Origin of the sequence: Mesorhizobium sp. M1295, assembly GCF_040318135.1 — a bacterium.
Classification (GTDB): Bacteria; Pseudomonadota; Alphaproteobacteria; order Rhizobiales; family Rhizobiaceae; genus Mesorhizobium.
In genome coordinates this window covers 112,094-128,798 of sequence record NZ_JAMYLU010000008.1, presented here as the reverse complement: position 1 = coordinate 128,798, position 16,705 = coordinate 112,094, and the positions used below count along the sequence as shown (strand labels likewise).

Below are 16,705 nucleotides of genomic sequence, written 5' to 3'. Positions count from 1 at the left end.
TTGTAGCATGAAATAAAATTCTATTCTGAAACATTGCCATTTTCAGAACAAAATTTCTTAAATCAGGTTTGACAATGTCTATAAATCTTGTCAACTAAAAAGCACGGAACTTTCCGGGAAACAGCAAACCCGCATCGTCAGCCACAGCCGGGATAGCGAAAACGATGTCGACCCTGACGCGCATTGGCAGAACCTTTCGGCGCACGGCCATCCAGGCGGTGCCAACGGTTCTGGGCATCGTGATCCTGAACTTCTTCCTGCTCCAGCTTGCGCCGGGCGATGCCGCCGACGTCATGGCCGGCGAGGCCGGTTCGGCCACGGTGGAAACCATGGCGGCGTTGCGCCAGCGCTTCGGACTCGACAATCCACTGCTCGTCCAGCTGTTCAACTATCTCTACAATCTGGCGCATTTCAGTCTTGGCTTTTCGCCGCGCTACGGCATGCCGGTCGCCGACCTGATCGGCCAGCGGCTGCCGGGAACGCTGTTGCTGATGGCGGTGGCGCTGACCATCGCCATCGCACTCGGTCTCGTCCTCGGATCGTTGATGGCCGTGTTTTCGGGACGCCTGCCGGATCGTCTGCTTTCGGTCGTTTCGCTGCTGTTCTATTCGATCCCGGGCTTCTGGATCGGGTTGATGCTGATCGTCCTGTTCTCGGTCAAGCTCGGCTGGCTGCCGAGCGGCGGTTCGGGAACCATCGGCAGCAACCTGACCGGCCTTGCCGGCCTCTGGGACAAAGTGCGCTACATGATCTTGCCGGCGCTGTCGCTGGCACTGTTCTACGTGGCGATCTATGCGCGGCTGACCCGGGCGGCGATGCTGGAAGTCCAGTCGCAGGACTATGTGCGCACCGCCGCCGCCAAGGGCCTGTCGCCGACCGTCATCACCATCCGGCATGTCCTGCGCAACGCACTGATCCCCATCACCACCATGGCCGGCATGCATGTTGGCGGCATGCTCGGCGGCGCCGTGGTCGTCGAGACCGTCTATTCCTGGCCTGGCCTCGGGCGTCTCGCCTTCGAGGCGGTCATGGGCCGTGATTTCACGGTGCTGCTCGGCATCTTGCTGCTGTCGTCGCTGCTGGTCATTGTCGCCAATGCGACCGTCGATCTGCTGCACGCCTGGCTCGATCCCCGCATCGGAGTACGCTGATGGCTTCCACCGAATTCGCCGCCGGCGATGCCCGCTCCCGCCGCCTCTATGCCGATACCCGCGAGCCTGCGGTGTCGGCTGAACCCGAGGCGAAGAGCTGGAGCAATCTTCACGCGCCCGACGCGCGCTCCGCCTCTGCGGCGTCGGTACCGATTGCGGCCGGTGGCCGGGCGCTGAAGGTTTTCCTGCGCAATCCCAACGCCATGTTCGGCGTGGTGTTCCTGTCGCTTGTCGTGCTGGCAGCCTTGCTGGCGCCCGTCCTCTATCCGGCCGATCCTCTGTCGATGGTAGCACGGCCCTTCCTGTGGCCGGGGCAGAATCCGGCCTTCCCGCTGGGCACGGATTCGATGGGCCGCGACGTGCTTTCCGGCATTCTGCATGGCGCGCGGATTTCGCTGTTCGTCGGGCTGATGGCGACCGCGCTCGGTCTCAGCTTCGGCATCCTCGTCGGCGCTACCGCCGGCTATTTCGGCGGCTGGATCGACGACCTGCTGGTACGCCTGGTCGAAATCTTTCAGACCATACCGAGCTTCGTGCTTCTGGTGGTCATGGTGGCGATCGCGCAGCCGACGGCGCCTGTGGTGACGGTGGCGATCGCCGTCATCACCTGGCCAACGGTGGCGCGGTTGACGCGTGCCGAATTCCGGGCCATCCGCGAGAAGGATTTCGTCATGGCTGCCCGTAGCCTCGGCTACGGCCATGCCCGCATCATCTTCCGCGAGATATTGCCCAACGCGCTGCCACCTTTGATCGTGACCTCGTCGGTGATGGTGGCAACCGCGATCCTGATGGAATCGGCGCTGTCCTTCATGGGCCTCGGCGATCCCAATGTCGTCAGCTGGGGCTCGATGATCGGAGCCGGTCGAGAGCTGATCCGAACCGCCTGGTATCTGACGGCACTGCCGGGATTAGCGATCGTCTTTACCGTGCTGGCGCTGAACCTGATCGGCGACGGCCTCAACGACGCGCTCAATCCGCGCTTCTCGCAGGAGCGCTAGAGATGGCCACTCCCTTGCTCAGGGTCGACAATCTGACGGTTCGCTTCCCGACCACCGAGCCGGTCAGCCGGCTGAGTTTCGAGGTTGGCGAAGGCGAGACGCTGGCGATCGTCGGCGAATCGGGCTCCGGCAAATCGCTGACAGCACTTGCCCTGATGCAGCTTCTGCCGCGCTCGGCGAAGATCCCCAATGGCAGGATCGAGTTCGCCGGCAGGGATCTGCTCGGTCTCGACCAGAAGGCGATGCGGAACTTGCGCGGGCGCGAGATCGCGATGATCTTCCAGGAGCCGATGACCTCGCTCAACCCGGTGCTGACCATCGGCCGGCAGATCACCGAGGTGCTGACGCTGCACGAGGGCATACGCGGCAAGGCAGCGCGGGCGCGGGCGATGGAATTGCTCTCGCTTGTGCGCATTCCCGATCCGCAGCGGCGCATCGACGACTATCCGCACCAGCTTTCCGGCGGCATGCGCCAGCGCGTCATGATTGCCATCGCCGTTGCCTGCCGGCCGCGCCTGCTGTTTGCCGACGAGCCGACGACGGCGCTGGATGTCACCATCCAGGCGCAGGTGCTCGACCTGCTCGATACGCTGCGCCGCGAACTGTCGATGGCGGTCGTGCTGATCACCCACGATCTCGGTGTCGTCGCGCAATGGGCCGACAAGGTCGTCGTCATGTATGCCGGCCGCAAGGTCGAGCAGGCGTTGCCGGGCGCGCTGTTCAGAACACCGCTTCATCCTTACACGCGCGGCCTGCTGGCTGCGTCGCCGCGGCTGAAGACCAATCTCCACTACCGCGACGCCAGACTGACGGAGATTCCCGGCAGCATCGTCTCGGCTGCCGGCGAGAGAGGGTGTCCGTTCCGGCCGCGTTGCGCGGTGGCGCGCGACAGCTGTGCCCATTTCGTACCCGACCTCGTCGAGGTGAGCGAGGATCGCCTCGTTGCCTGTCCCTACAGCTTCATTCCGGAGGTTGCGCATGGCGTTGCTCTCGGTCTCTGACCTCTCGACGCATTTCCACGCCCAGGGCGGTGCGCTGCGCGCTGTCGACGGCGTTTCCCTCGAGGTCGGGCGCGGCGAAACGGTTGGTCTCGTCGGCGAAAGCGGCTGCGGAAAATCGACACTCGGCAAGACGATCATGCGGCTGGTCGATCCGACCGGCGGCAAGATCGAGTTCAACGGCACCGACATCACCGTTCTCGACGCCAGCCGGCTGAAGGCGGCGCGCCGCAATATCCAGATGATTTTTCAGGATCCGTTCGCATCGCTCAACCCACGCCACACGATCGGCGACATCCTGACCGCGCCGCTGAAAGTCCATGGCATCGGCAACAAGGCCGAGCGGCGCGGCATCGTCGAGGACATTATCGAGCGTGTCGGTCTGCCGAAGGATTCGCTCGGTCGCTACCCGCATGAATTTTCCGGCGGTCAGCGTCAGCGCATAGGCATAGCACGGGCGCTGATCCTCAATCCGGAACTGGTCGTCTGCGACGAGCCGGTGTCGGCACTCGACCTCTCGATCCAGGCGCAGATCCTCAACCTGCTAGTCGACATGAAGCGGCAGCTCGGCCTGTCCTACCTCTTCATCTCGCACGATCTGTCGGTGGTCCGCTATTTTGCCGACCGGGTGCTGGTCATGTATCTCGGCCGCATCGTCGAAAGCGCCGACAATGCGACGCTGTGGACCTCGCCCAAGCACCCCTACACGCGCGCGCTGATGGACGCCGTGCCGGACCCGTCGCGCCGGCGTCAGGCCGCGCCGATCCATGGCGACCTGCCGAGCCCGCAGAACATCCCGAGCGGCTGCCGCTTTCACACGCGCTGCCCGCTGGCGACCGATCTTTGCCGTTCGCAGGAGCCGGCATTCCGGGCGATCGCGGCGGGACACCACGTCGCCTGCCACTACGCCGAACCAACCCTCAACTGAAAGTTCAACGGAGCAGAAAAATGTCCGATTACCGCTATCTTGGCCGCAGCGCCTTGAAGGTTTCGCCGCTCAGCCTCGGCACGATGATGTTTGGCGGGCCGACCGAGGAAAATGTCGCACACCGCATCATCGACAAGGCGCGCGAGCAAGGCATCAATTTCATCGATACCGCCGACGTCTACCACAACGGCAAGTCCGAAGAAATCGTTGGCCGCGGCATCAAGGCGACGCGCAATCATTGGGTTGTAGCGACCAAATTCGTCAACTCGCATGACAAGGGTCCCAATCTTGGCGGCCATTCGCGCAAATGGGTAATCCAGACCGTCGAGAACAGCCTGCGCCGCCTCGGGACGGATTACATCGACCTGTTCTACTTCCACCGTGCCGTCTTCGATGCGCCGCTGGAGGAGCCGGTACGGGCGATTGCAGACCTCATCCGCCAAGGCAAGCTGCGCTATTTCGGCGTGTCGAACTTCCGTGGCTGGCGCATTGCCGAAGTCGCGCATCTCGCCGATGAACTCGGCATCGACCCGCCGGCGGCCAGCCAGCCGCTCTACAACATCGTCAACCGCACCGCCGAAGCTGAGCAACTGCCGGCCGCCGCCTATTTTGGTCTTGGCGTCGTCTCCTACAGCCCGCTGGCGCGCGGCGTGCTGACCGGCAAATACGAGCCGAACCAGGCGCCAGCTGCCGACACGCGGGCCGGCCGTGGCGACAAGCGTATCGCCGAGACCGAGTGGCGCCCGGAATCGATTGAGATCGCCAGGCAGATCGCGGCGCACGCAAAATCACGCGGCGTCTCCGCCGCCGATTTTGCGCTGGCCTGGGTTCTGAACAACCGGCTGGTCACGGCGGCGATCGCCGGCCCGCGCACCGAGGAACAGTGGGACAGCTACGCTAAGGCGCTGGACTTCAGGCTGACCGCTGAAGACGAGGCCTTTGTCGACCGCCTCGTCACAGCCGGCCATGCCTCGACGCACCGATTCAACGATCCGAGCCATCCGGTCGAAGGCCGCGTGCCGCGTTCCGAGCCGGCCGCACCGATCCCGCTGACGCGGCCTCTGCGCGCCGCCTGACGGTCAGCTGTGGACTGGCGGGGCCGGCGGCCCGCCAGAGTCTCCAATCGTTTCGGACAGATGAGAGAGCCCATGAATTTCCATGTCGAACGGCTGCGCCAGAGCATCGTCGTTTTGTCAGGCAACACCCATAGGCCATCGAAATCACGGACGCTGGCGCATCATCTGGTGAGGCACTGCGCGAAAGATTATCCGCCACGGTGAATTTCCTCGATCTTGTCGATGCCGGCCGTGGTCTGGGTGCTGCGTTCACGCGAAAGGAATTGACGCCGGAGGCGCTGAATGTGGTGGAGGCTGTCGAACAGGCCGACGCGCTGATCGTGACGACGCCGGTCTACAACGGCTCCTATGCCGGCCTCTTCAAGCATCTGTTCGACCTCATCGATCCGCTGGCGCTTGTCGACCGGCCGGTGCTGATCGGCGCGACAGGCGGCGGCCAGCGCCACGCTCTGGTGGTCGAGCATCAGCTTCGCCCGTTGTTCGGCTTTTACTCCGCACTGACCGTGCCGAGCGCCGTCTACGGCAGCGACAGCGACTTTGCCGATGGCAAGCTCGTGGATCCGCTAGTCCTGGCGCGGGCCGGACAGGCTGTGGACCAGTTCGCGGCCCTGCTTTCCGCGCGGCAGCCGAACAGCCAACCGGTCAGGCTGGCCTCGGGCTGACGCATAACATTGCTCAGACTAGCGGAGAGCAAATTCAGTTCGCCGATAAGCCGCAGGCAACGCCTTTGAAGTCGATACAGCCCGATGCTGTCACTAAAGTGGTTGAGGCAGTGTGCATGCCAGTTGCGTGTCAAGGCCTTGTTCAGCCAAGCGAAGCTATTGATGGTCATCTGATCGATGGTCGGGCCGGTGGGATGACGGAAGATTTCGTGTGCACCACGTGTGCAGTGAGCGGCGTGATGTGCTAAATGGCCTTCAGTTTGCGCCAGCATAGTCGTAAATTCGGTTACGTTTGGCTACGCGCTTCTTTCCAAATTGCTCAGTCGTTCCAACAGGGTATTGGACGGACTGACGCATAAAAAAGATAATAAAATTAGTATGTTAGGACACAAAGTTGCCGTTGCACCTATGATGGATCGGGAAGATAGCTGAATAAAATCAACTGGTTACGAAATGCCGTGTGCAAAAATCGCACACGAAAGTTCTGCTTCTCTTCTTTTTTCGTTCCCACGACAGAGCCGCCGACATCCCTTTTCGGACGCTCTTCTGCCGCCGATATTGACCGTTGCTGTGCGGATGTTCGACGGGATATCCGTGAACCTCATCGTCCGCTGCGGCGCTCAGTTTGCTTGGGGTTCCTGGAAGCTTCGAACTTTCTGGGTCGCGCCTCAGCCCGAATTGCGTGTGCTTCTAGCGCAAATTGGGACATCAGATTCGGCCTTGGGAAGAACTTGAGGGCCCTCGACTTTCTGGCGCGCCCACCCCGGTCGCGCACGTCAGCGCAAACTTCCGAGAGCTCAATTGCTGAACGTCCGCTTTGCGCCTCATCCGGCCGTTCACCCACCTTCCGGGAGTTCCTGACGGCGGGCAGTCTGCTCAATAGCCTGACGCCAGCATTTGAATGCAGACGAGCTTGACATAGCCCGATAAGCTCGCGCGGCGGCGCCGCCGCTCTAGAGACCTTGGTTCAGGTAATAAGGATGCAACCAGATAGCATGCGCCCCAAAGAGGTGGGAAAAACAGGCCGCGGGCGGTGAACTCAACTCTAGCTTGTCGTCAAGTTGTGATTCCGTGCCTCCTAGGTCTAAGCGACTGCGTTCTTGCAATATCTGAGCTCAAGCTCCCGAGCTAGTCTACATCAATCCAAATGGACCTGTTATGAGTGCGCGCTTATCGACGGCCATTAGAATCGGGGAAGCCGCAAAGGCGATCTTTCGAAAGACTCAGAGCTTTCCAAGCCGAGAATTTGGAGAGCATGCAGACCTGAGCGAACGCGAACACGTCGGTGTTGAACCGATGCTTTTGGCGCTTTCCATGGAGCTGGCACTCAAAGCGTGGCTCGTCTTCGACCACGACGATCCAAGAGTTGTCAAATCGCACAACCTGATGAAGCTGTTTGATCGCCTAAAGCCCGAAAGCCAAGAGAAACTTGACGCGGAGTTCAAAAGGTCAGTGGTCCCGTATCATCCCAATGGTTTCTACATCGACTACAGCATTCGTCGCATTCTGCATCAGCACCAAGATGCCTTCACCGACTGGCGCTATCTTCACGAGGCAAAGAAATCGATGATGTTCGATCAGGGTGCTTTTGAGGCAACGCTCGAAATGGTGTTTCGTGAGTTCGAGAAGAGATATCGAATTGAGAGGGTGAAGCCGCTTTGGCCATCCTGAATGTAGTCCGGACCGGAGGCCCCGATGCGGCCTTGAATGTTCGTAGCGGTGGGTTCGGGACAGGAGCTTTCCTTGCCGGAGGGAAGGGCTAACTACCGCAACGAGGCGGGTAGCGGCCTGGCGGCAACGCGCCTTATATCGGCTAGTGCGGCGCAGTTTGGCTCGGCTCGAAAGCGGACTTAGGATTGGGCCACCCCGGTCGTTGACTCGAGGCAGATTTAGGTTGGCCATAAGCAAGCGCGGGGTCTAGTTTTTCAACTTCCCGTCCCGTTACTGGATTTGGAAACCGTGGGCCAACGGATCGCGGTCGTCGACGAAGATCGTATTGTGGCCGATTATCCGCGCCCAGCCGCCGACACTGGGCTTGATGCCTTTGAAAATCCCTACGTCGGTCTCTGCCTCGACACGGCCCTCGAACACAGTGCCGATCAGGCTTTCCTGGCGGAAGCTGTCGCCGACCTTCAGTCGTCCCTTGCTGTGGAGTTGCGCCATGCGGGCCGACGTCCCGGTGCCGCCCGGCGAACGGTCGATCGCCTTGTCGCCGTAAAACACCGCTCCGCGGCCGTCGGCGTTGCTGCTCGAGGGCCTGTCGCACCAGATGGCGTGGTCCACGCCGCGTATCCTTTCGTCTTCGGGATGGACTGGGTTGCAGACAAGTTTGAGCGCCTCGCGCAGATCGCGGCTGAGGTCGACGATGTCGCTTGCCGACATGCCGTCGAGGCCCGGCCATGACTCCTGCGGCTCGACGATGGCGTAATAGTTGCCCCCATAGGCGATGTCGACGACGAGCCGGCCGAGATCGGGTACATCGACGGCGACGTCCGCGGCATGAAGATAGCTGGCATCGTTGAACATCCGCACGGAGTCCACGAACTCTCCGGGCTTTTCGTATTCGATATCAACCCTGCCAGCCGGAGTTTCGACCGACAGCCTGCCGGGAATCCGAGGCGTTACCAGGCCTTCCTCGATTGCCGCCGTCACGAGGCCAATCGTGCCGGCACCGCACATTGGCAGGCAGCCGCTGACTTCGATGAAGATCACGGCAAAGTCACAGTCCGCACGATAGGCAGGATAGATGATAGCGCCCGACATGATGTCGTGCCCGCGCGGTTCGAACATCAGTGCCTGCCGGACCCAGTCATGGTCGCGTACGAACAGCTCCCGCCGCTCGGCGATGGGAACATGCGGTAGCAAGGGGCCACCGCCCGCGACGAGGCGGACCGGATTGCCGCAGGTATGGGAGTCGATGCAGAAGAAACTGCGACGCATGGGAATTCCTTTTACGGTTCAGGCTGGCTTCGCCGCGCCAGGCGTCTGGCTGCGCTGCAGCACGCCCCTGGAAACCCGGTCGAGGAGGATGGCGACGGCGACGATCGACAGGCCTGCCCTTAGGCCAAGGCCCATTTCCATCCGGGTCAATCCCCGCGTCACCTCGGCGCCGAGACCGCCAGCTCCGACGAGGCCGGCCAGGACAACCATGGCCAGCGACAAGAGGATGCACTGGTTGAGACCGACCAGCAGTGTCGGGGTGGCCGAAGGGATTTCGATTTTGAACAGGATCGACCTTGGCGAGGCGCCGGTGGCTTGGCCGAGCTCCAGCAGGTCTTTCGGCACCTGGTTGAAGGCGAGCGTTGTCAGGCGCAGCATCGGCGGGATGCCGTAAACGATCGTCGCTATGATCGCCGGAACGCGGCCGAGGCTGAAGATCATGACGGCGGGGATGAGATAGACCCACGGCGGCACGGTCTGCATGATGTCCAGCACGGGCCGAATCGCGGCCTCGAACTTCCTGTAGCGTGAAGCCAGGACGCCAAGCGGGAAGGCGATCGCGACGGAAATGATCACCGCCACGGTCACCAGCGCCAGCGTCTGCATCGAAGCGGTCCAGAAACCCGCCAGCATGCAAAATACCAGCGCGATGGCCGTCACCACCGAGATCCTGACGCTAACGAAGAACGCGGCGAGGAGGACTGCAATGACGATCGTCGCGTAGGGCGGCGGGTAGAGCAGTGCGGTTTCGATGGCGCCCAGCACCGCCTCGATGAGCTTGGTCACGGCATCGAAGAACGGATGGAAGTTCTTGTTCAGCCAATCCACGGCGGGGGCGAGGTAAGCGCCCGGCGAAAACTGGAGCAGATCAGGATTCATCGTGCGTCTCCCTTGGCGCGGCGCGCCACGCTCTGCGTAAGCCTGTCGAGCACCATGGTCAGGATGACGATCGCTATCGCGGCGTTGATCGACGTGGCGATGTCGAGCGTGCGCACCGCCGAATAGATTGTCTCACCCAGACCGCCAGATCCGACGATGCCTGCAATGACGACCATGCCGAAGGCCATCATCAGGCATTGGTTGACCCCGGCCATCATGCTCGGAATGGCGAAAGGGAGCCTGATCTTGGTGAACATCTGCCACGGTGTCAGGCCGCTTGCCTGGCCAAGCTCTATGAATTCGTGCGGCGTCATCCGGATGCCCAGAGAGGTCAGCCGGATGGCGGGAGGCATCGCGACGATGAATGTGGCGACGAGCGCGGTCGCGGCCCCGTAGCCGAGCAGCGCGATCGCCGGAAGAAGATAGATGTAGGGCGGCATGGTCTGGATCAGGTCGAGTATCGGCTCGAGAAAGCGGTCAAACGCCCTGACGAAGCCAGCCACGATTCCAATGGGAATGCCGAAAAGAAGAGCGAGGATCGTCGCCGTGATCACCAGGGCCAATGTGCTCATGGTTTCGCTCCAAAGCCCCATGACCGCGCAGAAGATCATGGCAAGTCCCGCCAGGATGCCAGCGGAGGCACTAATCAAACGCCATCCAAGCAGGGCTGCGATGATCGCGATCACGTAAAACGGTGCGAGCTGAAGAAGCCAGAGGACGCCGTCATAGGTGCCTTCGAGCACAGCCCTGACAGATTCAAACAGCCACTCGCCGTTGTCGCTGATCCAGCCAAGTGCGTTGTCCGTCCAACTGTCGAAGGTATCCGTGATGGTCGAGATGTCCATTTCGCTTCCCCCGAGCCTAGGCGGCGGTTGGCGTGCCGGCGACGCCCCGGAGCAAGCCACGAATGGTCACGACACCGATGACGGCTCCGTTCTCGACGACCGAAATCGCGTCACGATCGGACTGCATGGTGAGATCGATGAGCTCAGCGATATCGGCCTCTGGCGAAGTACGGAGAAGCGCGTTCACGTCGCAATTCGGCTCTGCCACCTTGAATTCGGCAACCGGGCGCATTACGGAATGGGCCTTGACCAGGTGGATCCTGGAGATGCCCGCCACGAAATCCGAGACGTAATCGTCCGCGGGCCTGGTTACGATCTCCTCCGCCGTTCCGACCTGGACGATGACACCATCCTTCATGATGGCGATGCGGTCGCCGATGCGTATGGCTTCCTCGAGATCATGGGTGATGAAGACGGCCGACTTGCCCAGCGACTTCGTCAGCTGCCGAAATTCGTCTTGCAACTGGCGCCGAATGAGCGGATCGAGTGCGCTGAACGGCTCATCCATGAGGATGATTTCTGGATCCGCAGCGAGCGCCCGGGCGAGACCGACGCGCTGCTGCATGCCGCCGGACAACTCTCTCGGATAGCGCGCGGTCCAGTCGCCAAGCCCAACTTTTTCGAGGGCCGCGCGGGCAGTCCTGTTGCGCTCGTCTTTCGCGACGCCTCGCACCTCGAGACCAAAGCCGGCGTTCTCGAGAACAGTCCGATTGGGAAGAAGCGCCACGCTCTGAAACACCATACCGATGTTGCGGGAGCGCATTTCGCGCAGCTCCTTTGGATTGAGCTTGGCGATCTCCTTTCCCTTGACCGTGATCGTGCCAAGGCTCGGCTCGATCAAGCGGTTGAGCAGGCGGATCAGCGTCGACTTGCCGCTCCCCGACAGACCCATGATGCAGAAGATCTCGCCGCGGCGGACCTGGAGGCTGGCGTCGGAAACGCCTACCACGCAGTCGAAATCCTGCAGAACCTGTGTCTTCGATAGTCCACGTTCGGAGATGGCCTTAACGGCGGCCTGGGCGCGACCACCGAAAATCTTCCATACCGACTGGCAGTCGACCAGCACTTCGCTGGTACCGTTCATCGCAGTATTCATCGCGTTCCCCACGAACCGGCTTGGCGGCGGCCTTCATGTTTTCGTTGCTCCGAACGGGCCGCCGAAGTGGCGGCCCGCCGTTTCGACGACTACTGGGTCTTGATGTTCTCCCAGCGCTTCATGAGGTCGGCATGGCTGTCGGTCCAGGCCTTGATGGCCTCGTCCATGGTCTTGCCCTCGTTGACTGCGGAATTGATCGCGGTGATGTCGGCAAGCGGGACATAGACACTGGCGATCACTTCGCGTGCATGCGGATTGTCGGCAGAAAAACCCTTCTTGCCGATCCAGTAGTAGCTCTGCGGCGGCGGGAAGACGGCCTTCGGGTCCTGGAGGAACTTGACGTCATATTTCTGCATCATCCAGGACGGCTCCCAGATGGTGACGGCGATCCATTCCTTACGGTCGACGGCCGACTTGAGCGCTGCGGTCATGGCAGCGGTGCTGCCCTCGACGAGTTGCAGTTTCAGGTCGTAGGCCTTCACCGAGTTTGCCGTATCGCGCATGAGACCGGACCCTGGCTCGATGCCGACGATCTTGCCGCCGAACTTGTCGGCGTTGTCATTGAGCTGGTCCATGGAGTCGATGGTCACGTATTTCGGCACCGCCACGCCCTGGAACAGGCCATGCGAAACCGGCGAGATCTTCTCCAGCTTCTTCTTGTTCTTGTCCCAGTAGTCCTGGGCGACGTAGTCCGTCTGCGAGGCAAGGATCTGGATGTCGCCCTTAGTCAGCGCGGCGTAGGCGATGCCCCACTCGGAGAAGTCCACCACCTTGACGGTGTAGCCGGAATCTTCGAGCACCTTCTTGGTGATGCCGGTGATGGGGGTGAGGTCCTCCCAGGACATCGTGCCCACAGTAATCGTCTTTTCCTCCGCCTGAGCGGACAGCATGGTCATACCGACCATCGCGGCAGCGCAGAGCGCTTTCCACAACGTCTTCATTTTACTCACTCCTTTGTTTTTCGTTCCCATTCTCATTCGAAGACTTCGCCCTCGGCTCGGTCTTCACATTGCGCGGCGAAGGTTATCCCTCGCGGCCGGCACGCAATTCCTGCAGTCGGATCACGGTATTGACGCCGAGCCATGCGAGCGGCTCCGGAGGGAGTCTCGCGGGCTCAGGCTGATCCGAAAATTTGTCGAGCATGTCCGAGCGGGTTCCGGTCGCCAGATCGGCGGCCATGACGCCCGCGAGCGTGCTTTTCACGGTCCCGAGACCGTTCTCGCAGCACGCCGAGTAGAGGCCCTCTTCGATTTCGCCGAAGGCGGGCACATGGTTGCGGCTGAGGCAAAGCCGTCCAGCCCAGACGTGCTCGAACGGCACGTCCCTGAGGTCCGGAAACCTGGCGTCCAGCGAAGTCCGCTGCTCGGCGGCGATCCCGGCCAGGCGCTTCTCACCGACCTGGACGGCCCAGTCGTAGGTGAACCGGGTCCGGATCACGATCCGCGAGCTTGCATCGGAGCTAATCTTCCTGACGGTGGCGCCCATTGGATCGGCCGGAAGCAGCGCCCACTTGTCCTTGCCCGTCGATCTTTCGGTGAAGGGCGCGGTCATCGATGCGTAAGTGAAGATGTGCATCAAGCGGCCGCGGAAATGACCGAAGTCCTCGATGTGGCCGTTGACGCCGAGGATGACTTTCGGCGCGGTCACACTTCCGTTGCGCGACATGGCCTTCCACATCCCGCTCCGGCGCTCAAGTCTGAGCACCGGCGAGTGCTCGAATATGTCGACCTTCGATGCCAGCCCGGCGGCAAAGTCGCGAATGTAGTCGGCGGGCTGGATCATCACCGCGCCTGGCGTGTAGAGACCTCCCAGATAGTAGGACGATCCGGTGACCTCCCGCATCTCAGCCGCATCCACAAAGCGGTGCTCCTCGCCGATGCTTCCAAGCGAGCGGCCATAATTCGCGTTGAGCTTTATCCCGCGCTCCGTGGCGGCAGCATTGATCTTGCCCGACGGATCGAAGGTCCGCACCGACATGTCGTACTCGGCCGCTGCGTCGGCGGCAAAGGAGATCGCGAAACGGTTCTGGGTGATCTCGGTCTTTGTCGCGTCCTCGTCGGCGACCGAATACTCGCCCGACGAGATATTGTGCGGGACATCGATCATGTACCCGGAGTTCCGGCCCGCGGTGCCCTTGGCGATCTCCCCCGCCTCGAGCAGGACGATCCTGTCGCCGGGCCGCAGTTGAGACAGCCGCCGCGCCGCGGAAAGGCCGGCGAAGCCCGCACCGATGATCAGCCAGTCGGCCGATACCTTGCCGTCGAGCGTCCGGACGGGGAAGCTGCGTCTGCTCAGCGCCTCCCAGCCCGAGGTTCCGGATTCCGCCGGGAGCCGCTTGACGACGATTTCGTTCATCTGACGGTCTCGTCGACCGAACGATCCGAAACGTCGATCCAGATCGTCTTCAATTCGCAGTAGTTGTCGTGCGCGAAGACCGATTTGTCGCGTCCGCCGAAACCGGATTCCTTGTAGCCGCCGAACGGGGTCGTCGCGTCGCCTTCGCCGAAGCAGTTGACGGTGACGACGCCCGCCCGAATCTCGCGCGAAAGCTTGATCGCCTTGCGCAGGCTGCCGGTGTAGACGGACGAGGTCAGCCCGTAGTTCGTGTCGTTGGCGAGAGCCACCGCTTCGGCAAGCGAATTGAACGTCGTGACCGAAAGGATCGGTCCAAAAATCTCCTCCTGAAAGAGACGGCTCGAAGGCGTGACACCGTCGACGACGGTCGGCTCGATGTAGATGCCCTTGTGCGTGCCGCCGCCATGGACGACCGAGAGCTTTTCGGTTTTCACGTCGCCGAGGAACGACTTCACCTTCTCGAAATGGCTCTTGCTGACGAGCGCGCCGATGCGGTTTTCCGGGTCGAGCGGGTCGCCGGTCTTCCACTCGCGCATGTAGGCGCCGATCCGCTGGAGCAACTCGTCCTTGATCTTGGCATCGACGATGAGCCGCGACGTGGCCGAGCAGTTCTCCCCCATGTTCCAGAACGCGCCATTGACCACCTGTTCGGCGACGAGGTCGAGGTCTTCGGCGTCATCGAGAACCACTGCCGGGTTCTTGCCGCCGCACTCCAGTACAACGCGCTTGAGGTTGGAGTCGGCCGCGTAGTGCAGGAAACGGCGACCCGTCGGCGTCGATCCGGTGAATGCCACCATGTCGACGTCCATGTGCATGCCGATCGGTTCGCCGACCTCCTTGCCGCCGCCGGTGACGACATTGAAGACGCCTGCGGGGATACCCGCCTCATGCGCCAGTTCGGCGACGCGAAGCGTGGTCAGCGTGGTCTCCTGGGCGGGCTTCACGACCACCGAGCATCCCGCGGCAAGCGCCGGACCGATTTTCCAGGCCAGCATCAGCAGGGGAAAGTTCCACGGCAGGACGCAACCGACGACGCCGACCGGTTCGCGCACGACTATGGTCAATGCGTTCGAGCCAACTGGGGCGACGTTGTCATAGAGCTTGTCGATCAGTTCCGCATGCCAGCGGATGGTGTGGATCGTGTCCGGAACATCGACGGTCTGGCATTCGCGGACCGGCTTGCCGCTGTCGAGGCTCTCCATGACCGCGAGTTCGTGACGGTTATCCTCCAGAAGCTTCGCGAATTTGAGGAGCACTGCCTTGCGCTCGCCGGGCGAGCGCAGATGCCAGCGGCCATCGTCAAAGGCTTGCCTGGCCTTGGCCACGGCGAAATCAACATCGGCAGCATCGCACGCCGCGATCTCGGCAAGCGTCTCGCCCGTCGCTGGATTGGTCGTCTTGAATGTCTTGCCGGAATTCGCCGGACGGAACGCGCCGTCGATGAAGGCATTGGTCGGAAATTGAATGTCTGCGGCGATCGCCTTGTATTCGGCAGCGGTCAAAGGTTCATGCATGGTTTGCTCCCGACGTGATCTGGGCGACCGTGCGCTTCAAGGTGGCGACGACGGTCTGGAGACCCCGCTTTTCTTCCGAGTTGAGAGGGCGCAGCGGCGCCCGCACAGGGCCGGCCTTGAGGCCGATCAGCTCACAGCCATGCTTGATCGACTGCACGAACTTCCCGCATTCGAGTAAATCCATGAGCGGCAGCATCGCCGTCATGATGGCGCGGCCCTTGTCGAAATTCCTTTCGAGCATGCAGGCTTCGTAGAGTGCGACATGCTCGCGCGGCAGGAAATTGGAGCCGGCGCAGACCCAGCTCCTGGCACCCCATGCAAAGAATTCGAGAGCTTGGTCGTCCCAGCCGCAGGAGAGCGCGATATTGGGGAACTTCCGCGCCAGCAGATGGACGTTGCCCATCTCGCCGGAGCTCTCCTTGATGGCGACGACGTTACGGGATTTGCCGACACGGGAGAAATAGTCCTCTCGCATGGTGACGCCCATGCGGGCCGGATAGTTGTAGAGCATGATCGGAAGGTTCGCCGCACGGTCGACTGTGAGGGCGTGAACCGCATTCTCACGTTCGGTCGGCAGAGCGTATGGAGGCGACGACACGAGGATAGCGTCAGCGCCGATTTCTTTCGCCGCCTTGGCATATTCGACGGAGTCTTCAGTCCGGGTCGCGCCGGTTCCAATGATGAGCGGAAGCCGAGTGCCAATCACCTCCTTGGCATAGGCTGCGAGATCGAAGCGCTCTTGGGCGCTCTGCGCGTAGTATTCGCCCGTCGAACCGCCGACGATGATGCCGTGCACTCCGGCCTCGATGAGCGACTCAAGAACGGCTGCAAAAGCGGCGCGATCGATCCGCCCGTCCGGGCCGAGCGGCGTTACCGCCGGCGTGTAGATGCCCTCGAATTTCAAGTCATTCCTCCGTCGATGGAGTCGCCGTTTCGACGAATGCGCTTTCGGGGCGCACGAAGCCGTCTGCGAACTTCTCACGCGAGAATTCTCAGTGCCCCGAACCCGTCGATCGCATTTGATGGCTCGGAAAATTGCACACGGTCAGGCGGGAGTCAATGGATTGTATTATCTATGTACACATTTTTTATATTTTGATAACACACAGCCTCGCAGGGGCGAGCCTGGGACCGGTTGGGTTCGGCTGAATATGGCGGTGGCTGTCTCACTGCCGGCAAAGTGCCCGGCGCGCGAGCCGAGCTGGGTTCGCGGTCGGGGCGAGCCCACAGGACCACAAGCAGCGAAAGGAGCAGTCCTCACAC

General features: G+C 61.8%; 15 protein-coding genes. 7 read left to right on the top strand and 8 right to left on the bottom strand.

Features of this window, described 5'->3' with window-relative positions; translation table 11 throughout:
- Positions 1-164 precede the first annotated feature (164 nt).
- The 7 genes from NKH29_RS13920 (at position 165) to NKH29_RS13890 (ending at position 7,484) form a co-directional block, all read left to right on the top strand.
- Positions 165-1,151, top strand: coding sequence for an ABC transporter permease (locus tag NKH29_RS13920; protein ID WP_023717656.1), 987 nt, complete (start codon positions 165-167; stop codon positions 1,149-1,151).
- On the top strand, positions 1,151-2,149 hold the full coding sequence (locus NKH29_RS13915) for an ABC transporter permease (protein ID WP_023717655.1): 999 nt from the start codon (positions 1,151-1,153) through the stop codon (positions 2,147-2,149). Before NKH29_RS13920 ends, NKH29_RS13915 begins: the two co-directional genes overlap by 1 nt.
- Positions 2,150-2,151: 2 nt before the next feature.
- A complete protein-coding gene (locus NKH29_RS13910) occupies positions 2,152-3,150 on the top strand; it encodes an ABC transporter ATP-binding protein (protein WP_023717654.1) in 999 nt (332 codons plus the stop codon).
- Complete coding sequence (locus tag NKH29_RS13905; protein WP_352482606.1) at positions 3,128-4,075, top strand: ABC transporter ATP-binding protein; 948 nt, start codon at positions 3,128-3,130, stop codon at positions 4,073-4,075. The genes NKH29_RS13910 and NKH29_RS13905 overlap by 23 nt, the downstream gene beginning before the upstream one ends.
- A 20-nt stretch (positions 4,076-4,095) precedes the next feature.
- On the top strand, positions 4,096-5,151 hold the full coding sequence (locus tag NKH29_RS13900; protein ID WP_352999903.1) for an aldo/keto reductase: 1,056 nt from the start codon (positions 4,096-4,098) through the stop codon (positions 5,149-5,151).
- A gap of 200 nt (positions 5,152-5,351) precedes the next feature.
- Positions 5,352-5,813, top strand: coding sequence for an NAD(P)H-dependent oxidoreductase (locus NKH29_RS13895; RefSeq protein ID WP_352999902.1), 462 nt, complete (start codon positions 5,352-5,354; stop codon positions 5,811-5,813).
- Between the two features lie 1,158 nt (positions 5,814-6,971).
- A complete protein-coding gene (locus NKH29_RS13890) occupies positions 6,972-7,484 on the top strand; it encodes a hypothetical protein (protein ID WP_352999900.1) in 513 nt (170 codons plus the stop codon).
- Between the two features lie 270 nt (positions 7,485-7,754).
- Here NKH29_RS13890 and NKH29_RS13885 read toward each other — a convergent pair whose 3' ends face one another.
- The 8 genes from NKH29_RS13885 to NKH29_RS13850 all read right to left on the bottom strand — a co-directional run bounded on the left by NKH29_RS13885 (position 7,755) and on the right by NKH29_RS13850 (position 16,346).
- Positions 7,755-8,753, bottom strand: a complete 999-nt coding sequence (locus tag NKH29_RS13885) for a 4-hydroxyproline epimerase (RefSeq protein ID WP_352999898.1) — start codon at positions 8,751-8,753, stop codon at positions 7,755-7,757.
- An 18-nt stretch (positions 8,754-8,771) separates the two neighbouring features.
- Complete coding sequence (locus tag NKH29_RS13880) at positions 8,772-9,632, bottom strand: ABC transporter permease (RefSeq protein WP_352999896.1); 861 nt, start codon at positions 9,630-9,632, stop codon at positions 8,772-8,774.
- Entirely contained in the window at positions 9,629-10,477 is an 849-nt protein-coding gene (locus NKH29_RS13875) for an ABC transporter permease (protein WP_352999895.1), read from the bottom strand. Before NKH29_RS13875 ends, NKH29_RS13880 begins: the two co-directional genes overlap by 4 nt.
- Positions 10,478-10,493: 16 nt before the next feature.
- A complete protein-coding gene (locus NKH29_RS13870) occupies positions 10,494-11,573 on the bottom strand; it encodes a quaternary amine ABC transporter ATP-binding protein (protein ID WP_352999894.1) in 1,080 nt (359 codons plus the stop codon).
- 89 nt (positions 11,574-11,662) lie between these two features.
- Positions 11,663-12,514, bottom strand: coding sequence for a glycine betaine ABC transporter substrate-binding protein (locus NKH29_RS13865; protein ID WP_352999892.1), 852 nt, complete (start codon positions 12,512-12,514; stop codon positions 11,663-11,665).
- Between the two features lie 82 nt (positions 12,515-12,596).
- A complete protein-coding gene (locus tag NKH29_RS13860) occupies positions 12,597-13,928 on the bottom strand; it encodes an NAD(P)/FAD-dependent oxidoreductase (RefSeq protein ID WP_352999891.1) in 1,332 nt (443 codons plus the stop codon).
- Entirely contained in the window at positions 13,925-15,442 is a 1,518-nt protein-coding gene (locus tag NKH29_RS13855; RefSeq protein ID WP_352999890.1) for an aldehyde dehydrogenase, read from the bottom strand. The genes NKH29_RS13860 and NKH29_RS13855 overlap by 4 nt, the downstream gene beginning before the upstream one ends.
- Positions 15,435-16,346, bottom strand: a complete 912-nt coding sequence (locus NKH29_RS13850) for a dihydrodipicolinate synthase family protein (protein WP_352999888.1) — start codon at positions 16,344-16,346, stop codon at positions 15,435-15,437. Before NKH29_RS13850 ends, NKH29_RS13855 begins: the two co-directional genes overlap by 8 nt.
- Between the last annotated feature and the right edge of the window lie 359 nt (positions 16,347-16,705).